General features: G+C 57.9%; 15 protein-coding genes and 1 CRISPR repeat array. Of the genes, 14 read left to right on the top strand and 1 reads right to left on the bottom strand.

Going from position 1 to position 22,299, the window contains the following annotated elements:
- The first annotated feature begins 59 nt into the window (after positions 1-59).
- Complete coding sequence (locus IE111_RS12505) at positions 60-527, top strand: putative pterin-binding protein (RefSeq protein WP_189609146.1); 468 nt, start codon at positions 60-62, stop codon at positions 525-527.
- Positions 528-530: 3 nt separating this feature from the next.
- On the top strand, positions 531-2,288 hold the full coding sequence (locus IE111_RS12500) for a response regulator (RefSeq protein ID WP_189609143.1): 1,758 nt from the start codon (positions 531-533) through the stop codon (positions 2,286-2,288).
- Between the two features lie 166 nt (positions 2,289-2,454).
- Here the strand turns inward: IE111_RS12500 and IE111_RS12495 are convergent, their stop codons facing one another.
- Positions 2,455-3,900, bottom strand: a complete 1,446-nt coding sequence (locus tag IE111_RS12495; RefSeq protein WP_189609141.1) for a RimK family ATP-grasp domain-containing protein — start codon at positions 3,898-3,900, stop codon at positions 2,455-2,457.
- 124 nt (positions 3,901-4,024) lie between these two features.
- Between IE111_RS12495 and IE111_RS12490 the strand changes: the two genes are divergently transcribed.
- The 12 genes from IE111_RS12490 to IE111_RS12435 form a co-directional block, all read left to right on the top strand.
- Positions 4,025-5,125 (top strand): GNAT family N-acetyltransferase/peptidase C39 family protein, encoded by a 1,101-nt coding sequence (locus tag IE111_RS12490; protein ID WP_189609139.1) that lies wholly within the window; start codon positions 4,025-4,027, stop codon positions 5,123-5,125.
- 279 nt (positions 5,126-5,404) lie between these two features.
- Positions 5,405-6,865, top strand: a complete 1,461-nt coding sequence (gene modF, locus IE111_RS12485; RefSeq protein ID WP_189609138.1) for a molybdate ABC transporter ATP-binding protein ModF — start codon at positions 5,405-5,407, stop codon at positions 6,863-6,865.
- Complete coding sequence (locus IE111_RS12480) at positions 6,862-7,617, top strand: YdcF family protein (RefSeq protein WP_189609136.1); 756 nt, start codon at positions 6,862-6,864, stop codon at positions 7,615-7,617. Before modF ends, IE111_RS12480 begins: the two co-directional genes overlap by 4 nt.
- 386 nt (positions 7,618-8,003) lie before the next feature.
- The gene (locus tag IE111_RS12475) at positions 8,004-8,828 is read left to right on the top strand and encodes a helix-turn-helix transcriptional regulator (RefSeq protein ID WP_189609134.1); all 825 of its coding nucleotides are present in this window, start codon (positions 8,004-8,006) and stop codon (positions 8,826-8,828) included.
- Positions 8,829-8,952: 124 nt separating this feature from the next.
- A complete protein-coding gene (locus tag IE111_RS12470; RefSeq protein WP_229805343.1) occupies positions 8,953-11,184 on the top strand; it encodes a CRISPR-associated endonuclease Cas3'' in 2,232 nt (743 codons plus the stop codon).
- 51 nt (positions 11,185-11,235) lie between these two features.
- The gene (cas5c, locus tag IE111_RS12465) at positions 11,236-11,910 is read left to right on the top strand and encodes a type I-C CRISPR-associated protein Cas5c (protein WP_189609129.1); all 675 of its coding nucleotides are present in this window, start codon (positions 11,236-11,238) and stop codon (positions 11,908-11,910) included.
- On the top strand, positions 11,907-13,718 hold the full coding sequence (gene cas8c, locus IE111_RS12460) for a type I-C CRISPR-associated protein Cas8c/Csd1 (RefSeq protein WP_189609127.1): 1,812 nt from the start codon (positions 11,907-11,909) through the stop codon (positions 13,716-13,718). Before cas5c ends, cas8c begins: the two co-directional genes overlap by 4 nt.
- Complete coding sequence (gene cas7c, locus IE111_RS12455) at positions 13,715-14,596, top strand: type I-C CRISPR-associated protein Cas7/Csd2 (RefSeq protein WP_189609125.1); 882 nt, start codon at positions 13,715-13,717, stop codon at positions 14,594-14,596. Before cas8c ends, cas7c begins: the two co-directional genes overlap by 4 nt.
- Before the next feature lie 9 nt (positions 14,597-14,605).
- Positions 14,606-15,220, top strand: coding sequence for a CRISPR-associated protein Cas4 (cas4, locus tag IE111_RS12450; protein WP_189609123.1), 615 nt, complete (start codon positions 14,606-14,608; stop codon positions 15,218-15,220).
- Positions 15,217-16,239: a type I-C CRISPR-associated endonuclease Cas1c gene (gene cas1c, locus IE111_RS12445; RefSeq protein WP_189609122.1), complete on the top strand. Its 1,023-nt coding sequence runs from the start codon at positions 15,217-15,219 to the stop codon at positions 16,237-16,239. The genes cas4 and cas1c overlap by 4 nt, the downstream gene beginning before the upstream one ends.
- Position 16,240: 1 nt before the next feature.
- Positions 16,241-16,534 carry a CRISPR-associated endonuclease Cas2 gene (gene cas2, locus IE111_RS12440; protein ID WP_189609120.1) on the top strand — a complete coding sequence of 98 codons (294 nt, stop codon included), beginning with the start codon at positions 16,241-16,243 and terminating at the stop codon, positions 16,532-16,534.
- A 180-nt stretch (positions 16,535-16,714) separates the two neighbouring features.
- Positions 16,715-20,608: direct repeats of the CRISPR family, unit length 32 nt; unit sequence GTCGCGCCCCACGCGGGCGCGTGGATAGAAAC.
- 474 nt (positions 20,609-21,082) lie between these two features.
- Positions 21,083-22,299: hypothetical protein (locus IE111_RS12435; RefSeq protein WP_189609111.1), on the top strand; the 1,217-nt coding region annotated here is incomplete at its 3' end.

Here is a 22,299-nt window from a genome sequence, read left to right as displayed (position 1 = left end):
TGTGAACGACCCACGCCCTACTACACTCTGTTTTACTCACCAACGGTCGGGATACCTTTATGATGCGTCCACTGTATACGTTGGCCGTCCTCCTGTTGCTCATCTGTCCAGTAGCTCGGGCACTGGCGGAAACCCTGGAGGTTGCCGGCCCGAACGGCACCCACACCTACACCCAGACGTCACTGCTGGAGCTTGGCCGGGACCGGTTGGAGACCGAAACCCCCTGGACCGACGGTCCGCAGAGTTTTGGCGGCGTTCCACTTGAGCGGGTGCTGGCCGTGGCCGGCATCGAAAGCGGTCGGGTCGCGGCCGAAGCCTTGAACGGTTACAGCGTCGACATTCCGGTGCAAGCCGTCGTCGAGGCCGGCGCCTTCCTGGCCTCGCACCTCGATGGTGAACCCATGCGCGTCAAGGACAAGGGCCCATATTGGATCGTGTTTCCCTGGTCGTCCAATGCGGACCTGGATAACCGCGACGTCCACGCCTGGTCGATCTGGCAGTTGCAACGTCTGCAGTCTCTGGAATAACGCATGCTGAAGCGATACGGCGTCATCGCCGTCTGGGCGCTCGTCTTTATCGGGTTGTTGGTCTGGCTGGGCAGTCTGGTGGTGCGCGTGTCCGGCGAAATCGAACAGTACGGCGAGCAATTGCGCGACGACCGGCCCTGGCACATCAGCCAGTTGCAGATCGAGATGGAGCGCATGAAGGGCTCGCTCGATCTGTACCTGCTCGACCCCAGTCCCGAACACCGCGGCCGGGCCGTGTTGCACACCGAGATCTTCTGGAGCCGGGCCAAGCTGCTGAACGAGGGCGATACCGGCGACTATGTCGAGAAATACGACACCCAGTTGCACCAGCAAATTCAGGGCATCCTGAACTATTTGCGCGCCCATGAAGACCACATCTACGAGATGTCCCCGGCCTATGCTCAGGAGCTTTGGCAGCGGCTGAACAACTGGATCGAGGCCTTCCAGTACCGCATCGTGCGCTTGTCCGAGGACGGTTACCGGGCGGCCGTCGAGCGCAGCCATATGGTTCAAAGCACCTATAATTCCATTCGCACAATTCTGATCAGTCTCGGCACCATGGGCTTTGTCGCGGTAACGCTGTTGTTGTATGCCTATTACCGCAACCGCCGTCTGCGTGTGGCCGCCGAACAGGCCAACCGCATTCAGGCGGACTTCCTGGCCAATATGAGCCATGAAATCCGCACCCCCCTGAATGGCATCATCGGCACCATCCAGTTACTGCGGGATTCCGATTCGATATCCGAACGGAATTCGCTGATCGCGACCCTGGCCCACTCGTCCGAAGCTCTGCTGGCGCAAATCAACGATGTGCTCGACTACAGCCGGTTGGAATCCGGTCGTCAGCACATCGATGCCCAGGCCTTCGACGTGATGGAGCTGGTGGGCACCTCGGTCCAGGTGTTTTCCGCCCAGGCCCAGTCCAAGGGGATCGAACTGCGCTTCCACGAGCCGGACCGGTCACACGCCTGGGTCCTGTCGGACGACGCCAAGATCCGCCAGATCCTGCTCAACCTGGTCGGCAACGCCATCAAGTTCACCGACCGGGGACGGGTCGATGTGTTTCTCGATGTGACTTCGGAAGACGACTTTCTGGCCGTCACGCTGACCGTGCGCGATACCGGCATTGGCATTCCGGACGACAAACAGGACCTGCTGTTCAAGCCGTTCAGTCAGGGCGATACCACCACCAGCCGACGCTTCGGCGGCACCGGCCTGGGGCTGGCGATCAGCCGTCAACTGGCCGAGTTGCTGGGCGGGCGCATCGAACTGGACAGCAAGGTGGGCGTCGGCAGTGAATTCCGCCTGTTGCTGGAACTGCCGCGCACCGAGCAGGCCAAACGCCTGGAGTCGGATGAGTCGGAAGCCGAGGAGGCGCCGCTGAAACTGAGCGGCCGGGTGCTGGTGGCCGAGGACAACGCCGTAAACCAGACCATCGCCCGGCGTATGCTGGAGAAGACCGGCTTGCGGGTGGACATCGCCGAAAACGGTCACGAAGTTCTGGCGGCCTGCCGCGACCACCGCTACGACCTGATTTTCATGGACGTGCAGATGCCGGAACTGGACGGGCTGGAAGCGGCGCGCCGGCTGCGGCTGCGCAGCTATCCCGCGCCCATCGTCGCACTCACCGCCAACGCCACCCTGGAAAGCCGCCAGGCCTGCATCGAGGCCGGCATGGTGGACTTCATTTCCAAGCCGTTCCGCTACACGGGCCTGCGCGCGGTGCTGCAGCGGCATCTCACCAACCGACAGGAGGTATAGGCGGCTGCCTGAACAGTAGGGTGGGTCGGTCCGACGCTTCGGCCGCCCACCAGCCTGTGAAATGCAATCACAGTAGGGCACGTTCAGCGATGAGACAGACCGGAACCGACGTATCTTTCCATGGTGGGCAATGCCCACCCTACTCGACCATCGTCGGGGACCGACCCTAACGGCGATCCAACCGCAACCGGAATTCCCCCATAATGGTGTCATAGAGACCATCACCGGCCCAGGCATCCTCGACGCCACTGTCGATGGAGGGGTTGTCGTTCACCTCGATGATGTAAACCTCGTCCCCGCGCTGTTTCAGATCCACCCCGTAGAGGCCGTCGCCGAAGGCGCTGGCGACGTCGAGCGCCGCCTTCAGTACCTTGCGGGGCACTTCGTGGGTCGGCAGTGTCTCAAACCCTCCGCTCTGGTCCTTGGGTTTGGCGCTGTGGTTGTAGATCTGCCAGTGCCCCTTGGCCATGAAATAGCGACAGGCGTAGATGGCACGCCCGGCCAGCACGCCGATGCGCCAGTCGTAGTCGGTGGGTACGAAGGCCTGGGCGAGGATAATAGCGCTTTGTTTGAGCAATTCGGTGGCGGTCCGTTTCAGTTCGTCGGCGTCGCGCACCTTGACCACGCCGCGCGAGAAGGCGCCGTCCGGTATTTTCAGCACCATCGGGTAACCGAGGTCGGCTTCCAGGTCCGCCATCACCCGGGCATTGGTTTGCGAAACAACCCGGCTCTTGGGCGCCGGCAGTTTGCGATGGGTGATCAGATCCGACAGATAAATCTTGTTGGTACAGCGCAGAATGCTGTCCGGGTCGTCCATGACCACCATGCCTTCATGCGCCGCCTTACGCGCGAACCGATAGGTGTGATGATTGACGTTGGTGGTCTCGCGGATAAACAGCGCATCGTATTCCGCCAGCCGGAAATAATCGCTCGGGTGAATGAAATCGACATCCATACCCTGGCGTTTGGCGGCCTTCTCGAATTTGCGCAACGCCGCCTTGTCGCTCGGCGGCAGTTCCTCCTCGGGATTGACCAGGATCGCCAGATCGTACCGGTAGCTGCGTTTGGCCCTGGGCGCGCGCCAGACTTTCCGGGAAAAGTGCTCCAGGCTGTTGGCGAAACGGGTTTCTTCCGCGTCGGACAATTTGGTCAGTCCGACTGCCTTGATGTGGGTCAGTTGCCAGTCGGTCTTGTGCTGAAAGGTGACGTCCAGGATCGGCACCGGAAACCGTTCGAACAACTGGCGCGACACCTCGTTCAGGGCCGGTTGCTCGGCGTCCCCGAAGTAGATGCGCCAGCGATAGCTTTTCGCGCCCCCGGACAGCGCATCCAGCGTCTTGTGCAAGCCCGGCGGCAGCACGCCGTAGACGGCCGGCTGCGACAGGTCGGTCAGCGTCTTCACCGACGGGATGACCTTGTGACCGCGCGCCTCGGCCAGCAGGGAGACGTAATAGCCCCGGCTCATGTATTTGTAGTTTCGACACAGGTTGATGACGCGTTGCGGTTCCAGGTCCGCCACGTCAAGATAGTCTTGCGCCGAGCGCAGGTCTTCCGTCGGGTAATAGGCTTTCCAGTCGGCAGCCTGTTCGACGATAATACGGAGTTTGGTCACTCTGTGATCCTTGCGGCGGTTCGCACCATGCGAACCCATCGAGATGTGAGAGTGTCTCCAGTTTTGGCACAAACACAATGATTTTCAAACCCCGCGCGCGCACTTTTTTCACTGAGGAAATGTCATGCAGATTCGGCCCGCTGTACGCGCCGATTTAAACGCCCTGATCGCACTCGAGGAAACCTGCTTCGACACGGATAGGCTCAGTCCGCGCAGCTTTCGCCGCTTTCTCAAACAACCGCTGGACCTGTTGCTGGTCGCGGAAACCGACACCGGCGAATTGTTCGGCTACGGGCTGTTGTTGCAACGGCGTGGCACCCATCTGGCGCGCCTGTATTCGCTCGCGGTCTCGCCCCGCGCACGCGGTCAGGGCGTGGGTCGTGCGCTGTTGCGCGCGCTGGAAGACGCCTCCCGGCCATTCGATTGCCGCTTCATACGGCTCGAAGTCCGCACCGGCAATGAAGGCGCCATCGCCCTCTACCGGGCCGAGGGCTATCGGCCCATCGGACAACGCACCGGCTACTACGAGGACGGGGGCGACGCCCTGCTGATGGAGAAACGGCTGCGCACGGCCCGGCCGCACCCCAGGAACCTGCCGTATTACCCCCAATCCACACCCTTCACCTGCGGCCCGGCCGCGCTGATGATGGTTCTGCACGCCCAGGACCGGCAGCGCCCCTTGTCGCGCGAAGAGGAAGTGCAACTCTGGCGTGAAGCCACTACCGTCTATATGACCACGGGGCTTGGCGGCACCTCACCGTTCGGGTTGGCTCTGGCTGCTGCCCGACGCGGCTTCGAGGCGCGTGTCTGGGCCAGCCACCTGGATGTGCCTTTTCTCGACAGTGTGCGCTCCGACCACAAACGCGACCTGATGACGCTGGTGCATCGACAGTTCATTGACGAGTGCGGCCAACACGGCGTGTCGCTTGAAGCCCGCGATCTGTATCGCACCGACATTCCCGACCTGCTGGCCGAAGGCTGGGGCATCCTGCTGTTGATCAGCACCTGGCGACTGAACCGTAACAAGGCCCCGCACTGGGTCTGGCTGGTCGATTTGGACGACCATCACGCCTACCTGAACGACCCGGACATTGACGACGACACCCAGCAATCCGAACTGGACAACCAGTTCATGCCGGTCTCGCTCGATGAACTGGACGCCATGACCCGCTACGGCAAGCACCGCTACCGGGCGGCGGTTCTGGTGCGGAAACGCGTTGCATGACTTCGTTGCCGAAATCGATCTTGATCGCGTCTCGTCCGGCCAATAGCTTAGGCTCTCACGTTTCGGAGTTCGCAAACGGCAGGCGGTTGTAGGGCAGAAGAGGCCGAAGGCCGTTATCTGCCGCGGTAAGATAAGGCGGCACCGGCTCATCCACAGGCGCAATATGCTCCTTGCGGCGGTTGACGGCTCCGACCCGACAACCGGACCAAAACTGCCCTGGTGAGCACCCCCGAAACCTGAGTTAAGAAGCCTCGTTCAACACTCTCACGGAGCATACGGATGCGATTCGATCAGGTCGAAGTAAACGCGGCCAAAAGGCCCACCCTGCACATCGCCGACTGGACCCTCACACCCGGCGACGCCTGGGTGGTACTCGGCGGCAACGGCAGCGGCAAGAGCACGCTGGCGCGGGTATTGTGCGGTGAGCTGACACCGACCGGCGGCACACTGACCGATGCACCCAAACGCGTGCATTGGCTATCGCTGGAACGGCAACAGGAACTCTACGAGCGTGAACTCTACCGGGACGACACCGACCTGACCGACCAGCTCGACCCGGGCACGCCAGTGCGCGTGCTGATGGAGGAGATCGCCCCCTGGAGCGACGAGCATGATCGTCTGGTCGAGCTGCTCGGTATGGCCACACTGCTCGACCGGGGCTACCGCCTGCTCAGCAGCGGCGAAGGGCGCAAGGTGATGCTGGCCCGCGCCGTGCTCGCCCGACCCGACCTCCTGCTGCTCGACGAACCCTTCGAAGGGCTCGACCCGCATGCCCGGCAGGACCTGCTGCACACCCTCGGCCGTCTGTCCGACGAGGGCCAATGGCTGATGCTGTTGATCAACCAGCGCCAGGACATCCCGGACTGGGCCAGCCATCTGGCGCTGATCGACCGGCACCGTCTGATGTTGGCCGGCCCGGTCGCGGAAGTAACCGACCATCCGGATTGGCAGGCCGCTCTGCACTGGGTGCACAGTGAGGACCTGACGCTGCCACCGCGCCAGTCCGATTATCAACTGCCCGACTGGCCGGCCGACGAACCCCTGGTGCGGTTGCGCGATGGCCGGGTCGAATACGCCAGTGGCCGTCAGTTCCAGGGTCTGGACTGGGACCTGATGCCCGGCGAACACACCCAGATCGTAGGCCCCAACGGCTGCGGCAAATCCACATTATTGAACCTAGTCTCCGGCGACCACCCGCAGTGCTACAGCAATGACCTGACGGTATTCGGCTATCGCCGCGGACGCGGCGAGAGCATCTGGGACATCAAGAAACACCTCGGCCTGGTCTCCGGCCACCTGCACCGCGACTACCGCGTCGCCGGCAACGCCATCACCGCCGTCGTCTCCGGGCTGACCGATTCCATCGGCGTCTACCAGAGCACCGGTAAAGAGGAAGCGCGACTGGCTCGTGAGTGGCTCGATTTACTCGGCCTGGCCGACAAGGCCGGACACGCCTTTCGCAGCCTGTCCACCGGCGAGCAGCGGCTGGTGTTGATCGCCCGTGCCCTAATCAAGCAACCGCCGCTGTTGATTCTGGACGAACCCACCCAGGGCCTGGACGACGTGAACCGCTTCCGCGTGCTGGCCGCCGTCGACCGCATCCTCACCGACGGCCCAACCACCCTGTTGTTCGTCAGCCACCGCGAGGACGAACGTCCGGCCCTGATCCGGCATCGACTGGTCTTCGAACCCAACACCCCCGACAATAACGACGCCCTCTACCGGATACACATCACATGATCCTGCGTTACCTGCTCAAAGGAATGATACTGCCGCCTTTCCTGCAACTGCTGATGCTTCTGGCGGCGCTGTTGTTCTGGCGCTGGCGGCCGCGCCTGGCACGCTGGCTCACCGCCCTGTCGATCGTCAGCCTGTGGTTGCTGGCCACACCCATGGTGGCCAACGGCCTCCTCGAATCACTGGAAACCCGACATGACTTCCTGACCCCGGAACAGGCCGACCGGACCGACGCCCAGGCCATCGTCATTCTCGCCGCCGGCGTGGTCACCAATGCCCACGAATACGGCCAGCCCATGGCCAGCAACCACACTCTGATGCGGCTGCGCTACGGCGCCTATCTGCAACGGCGCACCGACCTGCCGATTCTGGTATCCGGCGGCTCCGTGTTCGGCGAGACCGATGAAACGCTTGCCGGGATCATGGCGCGCGAACTGGAAACCTTGTACCGGGTCCCGGTGCGCTGGCGCGAACAAAACAGCCGAACCACCCACGAGAACGCCACCTACAGCGCCGAGATGCTGGCCGAGGCCGGCATCGACCGCATCCTGCTGGTCACCGAAGCCTTCCACATGCCGCGCTCGGTTCAGGCCTTCGAAAACCAGGGGCTCGAAGTGATACCGGCGCCGACCACCTCCTATGGCATGACCGACACCGGCATACTGGGGCTTACACCATCCGCCCTGGCTTTGAACGGCAGCAGTATGGCGATTCATGAGTATCTGGGGATGTTGGCGTATCGGGTGTTGTATTGAGAGGATCAGTTTTATAAGCGGGTCAATATCCTGTCTTCAGTCTAGACCTCGAATTTGACCGTTTACCGACGTCAGACAAACTGTCACCAGATAATCATAACTGGTGACAGTTTGTCTGATTGATAATGGCCGACCAACGCTGACATCATCAGACTCTCGACCCTGCATCCCTGTTCCGCGCCCACGGCGGCCAATTCATTCTCAGAAATCGGCTGATCAAGACGGCTAATCATGTTTCGAACCACCTTGTCGATTCAGCTCAGATTTTCGAACGTGCTGCTGTGCCCCGAAGTGACGAGCGGACACATTTGACCGCCTCCCTCATGCTTATAAAACTGTGTTAGGGTTCATTGGGCGCATCTCTTTTGCCTATGGAGCCCTACTTTATGGCCACGGATACTTGGATCCGATATTGGTTCATCGAACTGCACGCCTGGTGGGAAGGGCGGATCAACACTACCTTGCTGACCCGTGAATTCGCCATATCGCGCCAGCACGCCAGTAAATTGCTGGGTCAGTACCAAGAGGAATATCCAGGCAACTTGGTCTACAGTCGAAGCGCCAAAGCTTACCGACCCACTGACCAAATGACGCTGTCATTGATCAGTGGCGATGTCGCCGAATATTTCAATTGGGTGAGTGAACACCGACACCCCACCGCACTGAACTCCGGTTTCGCCACACTCGACCCGCCCCGCCGAAACGTCGCCCCCACTGTATTGAGACCCATGACCCAAGCGCTCCGGGAAAGACGCCGGCTGGAAGTGGATTACGTCTCCCTCACCAACCCCGACCGTGAAGGCCGCATCATCGTCCCTCATACTTTCGTCAACACCGGCCTGCGCTGGCACTTGCGCGCCTGGTGCGAAAAATCCCAGGAGTATCGGGATTTCGTACTCAGTCGCTTCCGGGGTGAGCCCGAACTGCTGGATACATCGCCTCACGGCATCGAAGACGATCAGGCCTGGAATACCCGGGTCACCTTGCAATTCGAAGCGGATTCACGCTTACCGGCTGACAAACGCGCCGTTATCGAACAGGACTACCAGATGGAGAACGGGCAACTGGCCGTCACCACTCGCGCCGCCCTGGTGCATTACGTCCTCCAGGAAATGCAGGTGAACACCAAGATGATCGACGCCTCGCCCCTGGCCCAACAATTGATACTGGTCAACCGGGATGACATAAAGCCGTGGTTGTTCGACGGCTAATGTAGCCGACCGGCGGTAAACCTGTCAGCTTAGTTGACCTGTGGTTATGGACAGTGTTGTGTGTCGGAGGTTGGGCGATAAAGTGGCCAGACATAGTCAGGACAGAACTAAGAGGAAATCCAAGGTGCACGCGATACAAAAACCGGTGTTTTATGCGCACTCTACCGGTAGTACCGATCAGTGCGATTGGCATCTTTTGTCAGCGCATCTGTTGGCGAGCGGACACCTGGCGGCAGAGTTCGCTAAGCACTTTGGTGCATCAGATTTGGCGGAGGTTGCCGGGCGGCTTCACGATGTTGGTAAGTACACACAACCATTCCAGAGGAGGCTTTACGGTGACAGTGTGCGCGTCGACCACTCGACACGGGGTGCACAGATCGTCACTGAACGTTACGGCCAACTGGGCAAGTTGATTGCCTATGGCATTGCTGGTCATCATGCAGGCCTTGCCAATGGGCGGGACAGCGGTGCTAGAACGCCGTTGCAGGTGCGCCTGAAAGATTATGACCTGCCGCCACTTGATCCATACTGGAAACAAGAAATCGCACTCAGCGAAAAACTGAATCTCCCACCATGTTTCAAGCCCAGAGAAGGCCGGGAGCATTTTCAGCTGTCAATGCTTGGCAGGATGTTATTTTCGAGCTTGGTCGATGCAGACTTTAGGGATACGGAGTATTTTTATTCTCAGGTCGAAGGTGAGGTAAAAGACAGAACGGGCTTTCCTTCACTTGAATCACTTCGAAATGAACTGAACAAGACTCTGAGCACGTTCAAAGCCGATACGGACGTGAATAAGTTACGCGCGCGCATTCTGGCGCACGGTCAGGAAAAGGCAGCTCTCGAGCCGGGTCTGTTTTCCCTGACCGTTCCAACGGGAGGCGGAAAAACGCTGACTTCTCTATCTTTCGCGCTGGATCATGCCATCCGCCATGGCCAGCGTCGGGTCATCTACGTGATCCCATTCACCAGCATAGTGGAGCAGAACGCTGCGGTATTTAGAAAAGCACTGGGCCCACTGGGCGAGGCTGCGGTATTGGAACACCACAGCACCTATCAGGAGAATCCGTCAGAGAACCCGGAATCCATCGCCAAACTCAGGTTGGCGATGGAGAACTGGGAAGCCCCCATTATCGTGACAACGGCCGTGCAATTCTTTGAAAGCCTGTTTGCTGACCGACCCTCCAAATGCAGGAAGTTGCATAACATCGCCAACAGCGTAGTTATTTTGGATGAAGCCCAGACGTTACCGCTGCCGTTGCTGCGTCCATGCGTTGCCGCCATGGATGAACTGGCACTGAACTATCGGAGTTCGGTTGTACTTTGTACAGCAACTCAACCGGCACTCAAAGCGCAGGATGAGTTCAAGGGTGGGCTCTCTGATGTCAGAGAACTCGCTCCTGACCCACTCTACCTTTATGGCGCCCTAAAGCGAGTTCAGCTGAGGCATGTTGGTCCGTTGTCGGATGATAATCTTTCCGAGGCAATGCAGCGGCGCGAGCAGGCACTGTGTATCGTCAACAATAGGCGTCACGCTCGAGCGCTATACGAGCGCATTTCGGGTGAGCCTGGCGCTTATCACCTGACGACTCTGATGTGTGCTAAGCATCGTAGCATGGTGCTGGCGAAGGTTCGTAAAGAACTGAAAGCCGGCAGGCCTTGCCGCCTGATATCAACCTCACTGATTGAGGCGGGTGTCGATGTGGATTTCCCAACCGTACTTCGGGCAGAAACCGGACTGGACTCGATTGCCCAGGCCGCCGGCCGGTGTAACCGCGAAGGCAAGAGAGCGGCTTCTGATAGCGAAGTGCTGGTTTTTTCAGTGGCTGACGAATGGCCCACTCCTACTGAATTGGCTCAATATGCCCAAGCCGCAAGATCCATCTTTCGGCAGTTTCCTGATGACCCGATGTCTCTGGAGGCGATCAACGCCTACTTCCGAGAGCTCTATTGGCAAAAGGGAGACAGTGACTTAGACCGGCATCAACTGCTAGAAAGGGTAAAGAATGGGCAGATAGACAATATTCCATATGAATGGATGGCCGAGAAGTTCCGGATGATCGAAAGCACCATGATTCCCATCATCATTCCTTTTGATGACTCAGCCAGGAGGGCACTGAGGGACTTGGCGTTTGCAGACAAGGTTGGCGGTATTGCTCGACAGCTACAGCCTTATCTAGTCCAGATACCCGCGCAGGGCTACAAATCACTTGAAAGTGCTGGGGCGATTCAGCCGGTAGCCGAGGAACGATTTGGTGAGCAGTTCATGGAATTGGTCAATACAGACGTTTACAGCGACCACTATGGTCTAAATTGGGATGAACCTGCATTCATCAGGGCCGATACATCAGTTTTTTGAACAAGAAATGTCGACCCGAGCATCGGGGGAGTGGATAAATCAGGAGGTAATATGGCGTACGGAGTGAAATTGCTAGTCTGGGGCGAGCGAGCCTGCTTTACGCGACCGGAGATGAAGGTGGAGCGTGTCAGCTATGACGTTATTACTCCGTCGGCAGCACGGGGCATCCTGGAAGCTATACACTGGAAACCAGCCATACGCTGGGTTATTGACCGAATTACGGTTCTTAAGCCGATTCGATTCGAGTCGATCAGACGCAACGAAGTTGGCTCAAAGGCTTCTGCCGGAACCATTGGCAGCGCCATGAAAAAAGGGACCACCGAAGGTTTGCACAACGTTGTCGAGGATGACAGACAGCAACGAGCAGCAACCGTTCTAAGAGATGTCGCTTATGTAATCGAAGCCCATTTCGAGATAACTCCCAAGGCCGGCAGCGATGACACCGAAGGCAAGCATTTGGACATTTTTAGTCGCCGTGCCAGAAAAGGTCAGTATTACCATGCACCTTGTCTTGGTGTGCGAGAGTTTCCTGCCTATTTTCGGTTGATAGAAGATGGCGAACCCCCATTGGCAGTCGATGATTCACTGGTGGGCCAAAAGGACCTGGGGTATATGCTTCATGACTTCGACTTTGCCAATGAGGTAACCCCCCATTTCTTCAGGGCCCGGATGCAAGATGGCACAGTTCAAGTACCGCCCCTGCAATCAGAGGAGGTTCGTGCATGATTCTGACAGCGCTGGATCGCTACTATGATCGACTGCTTGCGCAACCGGATACCGATATTGCCCCGATAGGGTACAGCTACGAGAAAATAAGCTATGCGCTGGTAATTAGTCCATCCGGAGATTTGGTGGATGTCATGGACCTGAGAGATACCTCATCCAAGAAACCGAGACCTAGATCTATGAGCGTTCCACAACCTGAAATCAGGACAGTCGGTGTGAAGCCGTTTTTCTTGTGGGACAAGTCCAGTTATGTGCTGGGTCTTGGTGACAATCAGGAAACTACACAGAAAAAGAAAGAAAAGCGTGAGGCAAGAATCCTTGAAGAACATGAAGCGTTCAAGGCCTATCACAAGGATGTTCTCAGAAACACGAATGATGATGGTTTGTTGGCATTGCTAGCGTTTTTTAACAAGTGGTCACCTGAGAAAAGGGATGAGTACCCTAAACTGGTGGATGAGGTTCTGACCAGCAACCTGGTGTTCAGGCTGGACGCTGAACAGGCCTTTATTCATGAAAGTGAAGAAGCACGAACAATCCGGTCGAAGCTGCTTGAAAACGAGTCTGCACAGCCTGGTATTTGCCTTGTGACCGGGGAAAACGCACCGCTGTCCAAACTCCACCCAAAGATAAAAGGGGTGCGAGATGCGCAGAGTTCAGGAGCTTCTATAGTTTCGTTCAACCTGAGTGCCTTTACTTCCTATGGCAAGTCACAGGGTGAGAACTCGCCTGTCTCCGAAAAGGCTGCATTCTCTTATACCACGGTCCTGAATTACCTGCTTAGCGGCGACCCAAGCAACCGTCAGAAACTGCAGATTGGAGACGCCACAACGGTGTTTTGGGCAGAAGCCGACAATCCTGCAAAGGCGGAAGCAGCTGAAAACACATTGGCAGCATTTCTGGATCCAAGACCGGATGATGATTCGGAAACGGACAAGCTCAGGAGTGTCATGAACAATATTGCCCAAGGGAAGCCACTTAGGGATTTGGGAGTTGACTTGGATGACGATACATTCATCTATGTTCTGGGCCTGGCACCTAACGCTTCCAGACTCTCTGTTCGCTTCTGGGAAGTCGGCACTCTGAGTCTGTTTGCAGAGCGGCTGACGCGCCACTATGAAGATTTGATTCTGGAGCCACGGCCATGGAAACATGAGCCCGGTGTCTGGCGACTTCTACTTGAAACCGCGCCAAGACCCAAAACCGGCAATCCGAAGGCAGACGATATCCAGCCTCAACTTGCCGGAGAAATGACACGCAGCATTCTGACCGGCCGCCGGTATCCAAGAAGTCTGTTAACCAACATTGTCATGCGACTTCGAGCGGATGGTCATATTACCGATCTGCGGGTTGCACTCTGTAAAGCTGTCCTGAGCCGGGACCGCCGGCTTGACGTCAAAGGAATCAAAGAGGAGGTGCCTGTGAGTCTAGATATCAACAATACGAGTCCCGGTTATCGGCTGGGGCGATTGTTCTCTGTGCTGGAGAATATTCAAATCTCGGCACTCGGAAAGAGTGTGAATGCGACCATCCGCGACCGCTACTATGGAGCGGCCTCGGCAACACCGGCCTCGATATTCCCCGTACTGCTGCGAAACAGTCAGCATCATTTGTCACGGTTGCGGAAAGACAAGCCCGGTCTGGCAGTCAATCTGGAGAGGGATATTCAAGAAATCGTGGATGGGCTACCGGCACAGTTCCCGAAAAGCCTGAGAATAGAGGCCCAAGGGCAGTTCGCTATTGGCTACTACCATCAGTCGAAAGCCCGCTATACCAAACAAAGTAATTCCGAGGAAGGAGAAGCCCAATGAACCCTATATCCAACCGATACGAATTCGTCTTTCTGTTCGACGTGACCAATGGCAACCCAAATGGAGACCCGGATGCCGGTAACCTGCCTCGCATAGACCCTGAAACCAATGAAGGTCTGGTAACGGACGTTTGTCTGAAGCGGAAGATTCGGAACTACGTCAGCCTCGAGAAGGAGGACAGCCCCGGTTACAGCATTTATATGCAGGAGAAGGCTGTACTCAACAATCAGCACAAGAAAGCTTATGAGGCACTGTCGATAGAGCCCGTGGACAACAAGCTGCCCAAGGAAGAAGCAAAGTCGAAAGAGTTGACTCAGTGGATGTGCAAGAACTTTTTCGACGTGCGCACATTCGGTGCCGTTATGACCACCAAAGTTAACAGTGGTCAGGTCCGTGGCCCAGTTCAGCTAGCCTTTGCTAGCTCCATTGACCCTGTTGTTCCGCTGGAAGTATCTATCACCCGAATGGCCGTAACGACAGAGGCCGAGGCCGAAAAACAGAGTGGTGATAACCGAACCATGGGCAGAAAGCATATTGTCCCCTATGGCCTGTATCGGGCCCATGGTTTCATTTCTGCCAAACTTGCGGAGCGGACCGGCTTCAGTGAGGAAGACCTGGATCTGGTGTGGAGGTCATTGATCAACATGTTTGAGCATGATCGATCGGCCGCCCGAGGGGAAATGTCAGCTCGCAAGTTGATTGTCTTTAAGCATGACAACCCGATGGGTAATGCACCGGCACATCTGTTATTTGATGCGGTCAAGGTGAAACGCGTCGAGGGGGAAGAAGACACGCCAGCCCGCAGCTTCACGGATTACGAAGTCAGTATTGATTCCGAATCCGTGCCCAAGGGCGTCAGTGTCGAGGAAAAACTTTAAAGGTACTTTATGGACGAATTTCTGGCTATATCTGCTTTACAACATTATGCCTACTGTCCCAGGCAGTTTGCGCTGATTCACGTGGAGCAGGTATGGTCAGAGAACCGCTTCACCGCAGAGGGCAGAATACTCCATAAACGAGTAGATTCCGCCGAGCCTGAACAGCGGGGCGATACCCGGTTTGAAAGAAGTGTAAGTGTATTGTCCAATGTGCTTGGGCTCACTGGGAAGCTGGACTTACTGGAAATCAAGTCGGGCAAGACGCCTAAGTATACGCCGGTCGAGTATAAAAGAGGTAAACCGAAGACAGAGGATTGGGATCGCATTCAGTTGTGTGCTCAAGCACTATGTATCGAAGAGATGCGAAGTGTTCAGGTAAAGGAAGGTGCCATCTGGTACTGGGAGGTCAGGCAGAGAGTTGCCGTTGAAATTGACCTGGAGTTGCGTGAAGCAACGAAGAACATCGTCAGAAACGCACGGGTACTATTGTCGCAAGGCAGGACGCCACCACCCACCAGCCACAGGAAGCGCTGCCGAGCCTGTTCACTGGCTGATATTTGTCAGCCTCAGATGTTTCGAGATGATCGTTCCAGCAACTATATTACCCGGCTGTTTGAAAAATGAAGAAACTTCTGAATACTCTATTTATCACTCGCCAGGAGACTTACCTCCATAAGGATCGGGAGACAATAGTCATCAAGCAGGGCGACGAAAAACTGGGCCAGTTTCCTGCTCTCTCACTCGGTGGGATTATGTGCTTTGGTCGTGTCTCAGTTTCACCATATCTGATGGGTTATTGTGCGGAACGGGCCATCGGACTTGCTTACTACACCCAGTATGGCCGGTTTCTGGCTCGTGTACAGGGACCGGAAAATGGCAATGTATTGTTGCGCCGCGAGCAATATCGCTGGGCCGACGACCCTGCGAAGTCTGTTCAAATTGCCCGACTGTCCGTAGCAGCGAAAGTGGCCAATTCGAGATCCATTCTCCAGCGTGAAAAGAGAAATCACGGTGACAACGAATCTGAGCAACTTCGGAAAGCGATTGACAATCTGGCCGTTAACCTAAGACGAGTTCGGAATAGCAACAGCGTTGAAGAGGCCATGGGTATGGAGGGAGATGCCGCAAGGACATATTTCGGTGTATTTGATACATTGCTGCGAGGCACCGGTTATACGTTCAGTGGCCGGGTGAGGCGGCCACCTACGGATCCGGTTAATGCACTATTGTCATTTGTGTATACATTAATTACTCAGGAGTGTGTTTCAGCTCTGCAGGGGGTCGGTCTTGATCCCTATGTCGGGTTCCTGCACAAGGACAGGCCAGGCCGAACCAGCCTTGCGCTGGATCTCCTTGAGGAGTTCCGAGCACCTTGGGCAGATCGTTTTGTGCTAACTCTCGTGAACCGAAAGCAGATTCAGTTGAAGGACTTTGTGACAGAAGCATCGGGCGCTGTAAGACTGAAAGAAGAGCCACGCAAGAAAGTGCTGACAGCCTACCAGGAACGTAAGCAGGAAGAAGTGGTGCATCCTTACCTTGACGAGCAAGTACCGATTGGATTACTGCCACACTGCCAGGCGTTGCTTCTGGCCCGACACCTCCGCGGAGATACAGAGTTTTATACTCCTTACTTGGTGAGATGATATGCTGGTACTGGTTACCTATGATGTAAGCGTAACGACATCCGAGGGTAGGAGACGACTGAGAACCATTGCGAAAATTTGCCTGGATTATGGCATGCGAGTGCAGAACTCGGTCTTCGAGTGCGATGTCGACCCTGCGCAATTTGCCGTCTTGAAGGAAGAACTGATAAGCACTTACGATTCTAATGAGGACAGTCTTCGATTTTATTTTCTGGGTAAGAAAGGTCGACAGCGTGTCGAGCACTATGGTAGTAAGCCTGTTAGTGATCCAACTTCCGATCCGCTGATTGTCTGATGCGTGCGCTAACCAGGAGTTCTCATGAAAGTGCTGGTTTGTTAGCGCATATCTAACCAACTGATTTTACTACATTCTTCTCATTCACTCCTAATTACTCTTGGCCATTGCACTTGGATTTCCGTGGTTATCGCAAACAGACGTATTTTCCTTTGCTCTTTAACAACCTAGACTTGAGCGGTCGCGCCCCACGCGGGCGCGTGGATAGAAACAACCAACTGAAGCCCGAAGCCCTGGGCGCCGCCGTCGCGCCCCACGCGGGCGCGTGGATAGAAACCCCGCCAGGTCGAACCAGAAGTTCGACGTGCTGGAAGTCGCGCCCCACGCGGGCGCGTGGATAGAAACATTTTCCTGGACCTGCCCGTCCCGAAACTGATCCGTCGCGCCCCACGCGGGCGCGTGGATAGAAACTGAAACCAGCCGCCTGACGAACCCTGTCAGTAAAGTCGCGCCCCACGCGGGCGCGTGGATAGAAACACTGCCATTGAGTTCCGCTGTCTCAGTGACGAAGTCGCGCCCCACGCGGGCGCGTGGATAGAAACACGACTACATGATGAACAACGGGGGTCGCCCATGAGTCGCGCCCCACGCGGGCGCGTGGATAGAAACGAAGCGGCTCCGTCGACCTGGAGCAAGATCGCCATGTCGCGCCCCACGCGGGCGCGTGGATAGAAACAAAGTTTTGGAGCCTTCCTTATGAACACCCGCGGTCGCGCCCCACGCGGGCGCGTGGATAGAAACGTGGACTACCACATCAACAACAGCGACCCGCGCTGGTCGCGCCCCACGCGGGCGCGTGGATAGAAACTGTGGCACTATTTGGATTGTATACTTGGCTCGGTCGCGCCCCACGCGGGCGCGTGGATAGAAACATGGCGATTGGATCCCTGGCGGTTCGCGTATCGGCGTCGCGCCCCACGCGGGCGCGTGGATAGAAACCAGAGCGGTCTGGCGATTGGCTTCCATTTAGCAATGTCGCGCCCCACGCGGGCGCGTGGATAGAAACCAAGCACTTATCGCCGGAAGACCGGCGCCGGGTGGTCGCGCCCCACGCGGGCGCGTGGATAGAAACCCATGAAGACCTGCAAGCGGTCTATCGCCGACTGGACGTCGCGCCCCACGCGGGCGCGTGGATAGAAACAGTGGTCGACGCCAAGCCACCCAAGTCCGTGAAGTCGCGCCCCACGCGGGCGCGTGGATAGAAACGGCATGCCGCTGCGGATTGGCCGTTATGACGATCGTCGCGCCCCACGCGGGCGCGTGGATAGAAACCCGCTGGACGGCGTGGCTGATTACCAAGCGCCCCTGTCGCGCCCCACGCGGGCGCGTGGATAGAAACATGTTATCAGCGCCTTCGGATGCCTGGGTCAGCATGTCGCGCCCCACGCGGGCGCGTGGATAGAAACTCTTGCACGGTCATCGCGGCCAACAGCGGCCCATGTCGCGCCCCACGCGGGCGCGTGGATAGAAACACCCCGTCCATGACGTTTTCCGACTGGGTGGCTGGTCGCGCCCCACGCGGGCGCGTGGATAGAAACGACGGCGGTTTTTTGGGTCGGCTTGTCGACCGCCGCGAGTCGCGCCCCACGCGGGCGCGTGGATAGAAACGGGTGGAACTCGATGCCCAGGTCAGGGACGGCATGTCGCGCCCCACGCGGGCGCGTGGATAGAAACACATGCACAGCATTTATTCTATCGTGGCGTGATTGTCGCGCCCCACGCGGGCGCGTGGATAGAAACATTTTGGCCCGCGGAGTCCGCTTCCAGTAGACGGGTCGCGCCCCACGCGGGCGCGTGGATAGAAACAGGGCCTACGACACGAAACAAGCCTTCTCAGACGCGTCGCGCCCCACGCGGGCGCGTGGATAGAAACTTTGTTACCGGCGTACAAGCGGCACCAGTAGCAACGTCGCGCCCCACGCGGGCGCGTGGATAGAAACCGCAAACTGGAAGACGCGAAAAGGTACGTACTGGGTCGCGCCCCACGCGGGCGCGTGGATAGAAACAGGTGGACCACTGTTAGGTGTAACACGTGTCCGTTTGTCGCGCCCCACGCGGGCGCGTGGATAGAAACAGACCTAGTTTGACTAGGGTAAAGTCAGTCCCAACGTCGCGCCCCACGCGGGCGCATGGATAGAAACACATCAACGCCATCCATATCCGCCCGGTTGAGGAGTCGCGCCCCACGCGGGCGCGTGGATAGAAACATGAAAGAAAACAAAGACACCGAAGTGTCTAAGGTGTCGCGCCCCACGCGGGCGCGTGGATAGAAACATGGTATCCCCGTCAGACGCCGTAGAGAGAGCTGGTCGCGCCCCACGCGGGCGCGTGGATAGAAACCATTGTACCCCACAGCATGTCGTAAACGTGCTTGACGTCGCGCCCCACGCGGGCGCGTGGATAGAAACGAGTGCGACAACGGTCAGACCTATCTGATCAGCGTCGCGCCCCACGCGGGCGCGTGGATAGAAACTTGTCATGCCCGAAACGTGCGCCGCTTTTGCGCGTCGCGCCCCACGCGGGCGCGTGGATAGAAACTGGAAAACGCCAACCTGGCGGATCCGGACCACCCGGTCGCGCCCCACGCGGGCGCGTGGATAGAAACCGGCAGTGAGGGACGGTTAAACGGCATTTATACGTCGCGCCCCACGCGGGCGCGTGGATAGAAACTCGTGGAAGGCGGCTTCGTCGATGATGACCACCGTCGCGCCCCACGCGGGCGCGTGGATAGAAACCTAGCCATGTTATTAATCACTTCACCGTTAACCGGCGTCGCGCCCCACGCGGGCGCGTGGATAGAAACGTTCGAGGTCACCGTGGATCCGGTCCTTGTACGCGTCGCGCCCCACGCGGGCGCGTGGATAGAAACGTACCGATCGATGTGGCGCTCCAGGAAAGCCTCCGTCGCGCCCCACGCGGGCGCGTGGATAGAAACATGCATCACGGCTGCCGGGTTCGCATTGGCGGGAAAGTCGCGCCCCACGCGGGCGCGTGGATAGAAACATCCCATGGATTACCGGGCAATTCGGGGAACTGCGTCGCGCCCCACGCGGGCGCGTGGATAGAAACAGTACAACCAGCGCCGACAGAAACAGGGTTAAGGTGGTCGCGCCCCACGCGGGCGCGTGGATAGAAACACACACCGCGTAATACCCAAAAACCAATACTGCAGGTCGCGCCCCACGCGGGCGCGTGGATAGAAACTCCTATCCCTGGTGGCGATGTTCTCGTTTGCCGCTGGTCGCGCCCCACGCGGGCGCGTGGATAGAAACAACACGTCGGTGTGGGGTCAGCACCACTACAGCATGTCGCGCCCCACGCGGGCGCGTGGATAGAAACTGCAGTTCACCGACCTGGTGAACGGCCCTGACACAGGTCGCGCCCCACGCGGGCGCGTGGATAGAAACTCCCTGATCAACCTGTGTGGCCTGGCCTGGCTCGTCGCGCCCCACGCGGGCGCGTGGATAGAAACTTTACTAACATGAGATACTCCGAAGTGATCCAATGTCGCGCCCCACGCGGGCGCGTGGATAGAAACTCACCCAGCTCCAGGCTGATCGGAACCGTCATGGCGTCGCGCCCCACGCGGGCGCGTGGATAGAAACTGTACCAGCATAAGATACTCCGAATTGATCCAGTGTCGCGCCCCACGCGGGCGCGTGGATAGAAACATCCTTGCCTATTGGACGCTGAAGTTATCGATGAAGTCGCGCCCCACGCGGGCGCGTGGATAGAAACCTTTTGGGATCGCTCGATTCGCATTGGCTTCGTCGTCGCGCCCCACGCGGGCACGTGGATAGAAACAGCGTGGTACCGGCCTGGCCGCGACGGTTGAAGTGTCGCGCCCCACGCGGGCGCGTGGATAGAAACGTGTCGTCCAGTAACGGGATGCCAGCCGCTTCCATGGGTCGCGCCCCACGCGGGCGCGTGGATAGAAACTACGACAAATTGTATGTCGACCTGGAGCATTCCTCGTCGCGCCCCATGCGGGCGCGTGGATAGAAACTCCCAGGATAAGCCCTGGCTGATCGTCATAAACTGGGTCGCGCCCCACGCGGGCGCGTGGATTGGAACATCATATACTCATGTATTCGATCGCCTGTGCGTTGTCCGCCACTCACGGCCAAGTGGAATGAAACGATCATCCAGGTCAGTACCTCTAGATCGTAGTCATAGAGCTCCGGAGACGCATAGAATAAAACTGCTTTCCGGTTCGGGCGTAACTTCGCTGTGGTATTGACAATTCATGAAGGTTTTCAGTTACAGAGGAACACATCATAGCCTTTACTGCCACTCCTGAAGATCCGAAGTAAACAGTTTCACCAGAACGTCAGAGCTGATATTCTGCCTACCAATCACTCAAAGTAATTACCTTCCAAACCCCATATTACACTGTGTAATTCTTTATGTGATCAACCTCCCGTTTTTGATACAAACCAACCGATATTTCCTATTCAGAGATGAACACTTTAACTTTCTCTGGTATCTATCCCCTCGGCGAGCCAGGACGTACGCCATGGACACGGACACACACGACCAGGGATACCCATGAGCACCCAGAGGGACATCGCCCAACTCCCCGACGACGCCAAGAACTTTTTGCGCCGACACGGCATTTCACTGAACCCCTTGGTGTGGCACGCCAGTTATCGCTACCCGGATGACGCCAAACGGTTCGAACCGGAACGCACGCACCGGCGTTTTTATCTGCTGAAAGGCAACACCGGTTTTGAGTTCCTCACCCGGCATTCCAACCACAAACGCGGCATCGTGTACGCCATTCACCGCAGCGAAGGCATCGGCGGCCCCAAACCGGCCGCGCCGCGGGTGGAACTGAACCGGCCCAAGGCGGAGGTGATTGAAGACACGCCGTTGCCGGAAGGGACTCCGGGCGTGGAGCCCGAAGTAGCACCCGAGTTCTACGCCCAACTGCGATTCACCTACCCGGATGGGTCCGGCGTGGTCGCGCCGTTCACCATTGAGACCGATACCGAATCGTTCGAAGGCCGCCTCATCGGTGGCGATACCCGCAAGCGACCGCTGAGTAAAGCGGGCACGGTCACCTACACAGTCGGCACGCCGGTCTCGACGGAAGCGTGGCAAACCGAGCTGGACCGGTTGAAAGACCATTGCCAAGCCCTGGCGGAAGCGCGGGACGATACCGGCGACACCCAGCACATCCCCAACCGGCTGCAACCGCTGCACCTGATCAACACCCGGGTACTGACGCCGGGTAACCCGGCCGATATGCCCACCGAGCTGTTCAGCTCGGGCTATCCCTTCGCCACCCTGTTCGATACCGCCGCCCAACTCTGGGAACGGCAAACACATCGACCGAACCGGTTCGTCGATGGCTTTCGGGATCGTTGCACGGTAGAGCCTGGAACGTTAAGCCAACATCTTGGCTCGAGCCTGGGACTGTCCACACGGACGGTTCGGATCGACACCGTCTCCAACAGCCTGTTGGACCTGATTTACCTGCTCAGTGACGACGCCGTACTGGAACCGCTGGTCACCCTGGCAACGGACTGGGACTATGCCGAACCGGAGGCCTGGGCCTTGGAAGCGGCCCTGGTGGCCCTGCTGAGCCAACGCTGCTCTGTCGCACCATCATCCCAGGCCGGCAACCGGTCGCCTTACCACAACGTGCTGGCGAACATTGGCCAAAGCCTGACGCAATTGGCCGAGTGGATGCGCCAACAGGCCAAGGTACTGACCCAGTCCGCGCCGGACTCGCAATTGGTCACCGCCACCCTGCAAGTACC

The organism is Saccharospirillum salsuginis (genome assembly GCF_014651855.1).
GTDB classification, from domain to species: Bacteria; Pseudomonadota; Gammaproteobacteria; order Pseudomonadales; family Natronospirillaceae; genus Saccharospirillum; species Saccharospirillum salsuginis.
The sequence above is the reverse complement of the archived record's forward strand: the minus strand, read 5'-3'. Positions and strand labels throughout refer to the sequence as shown.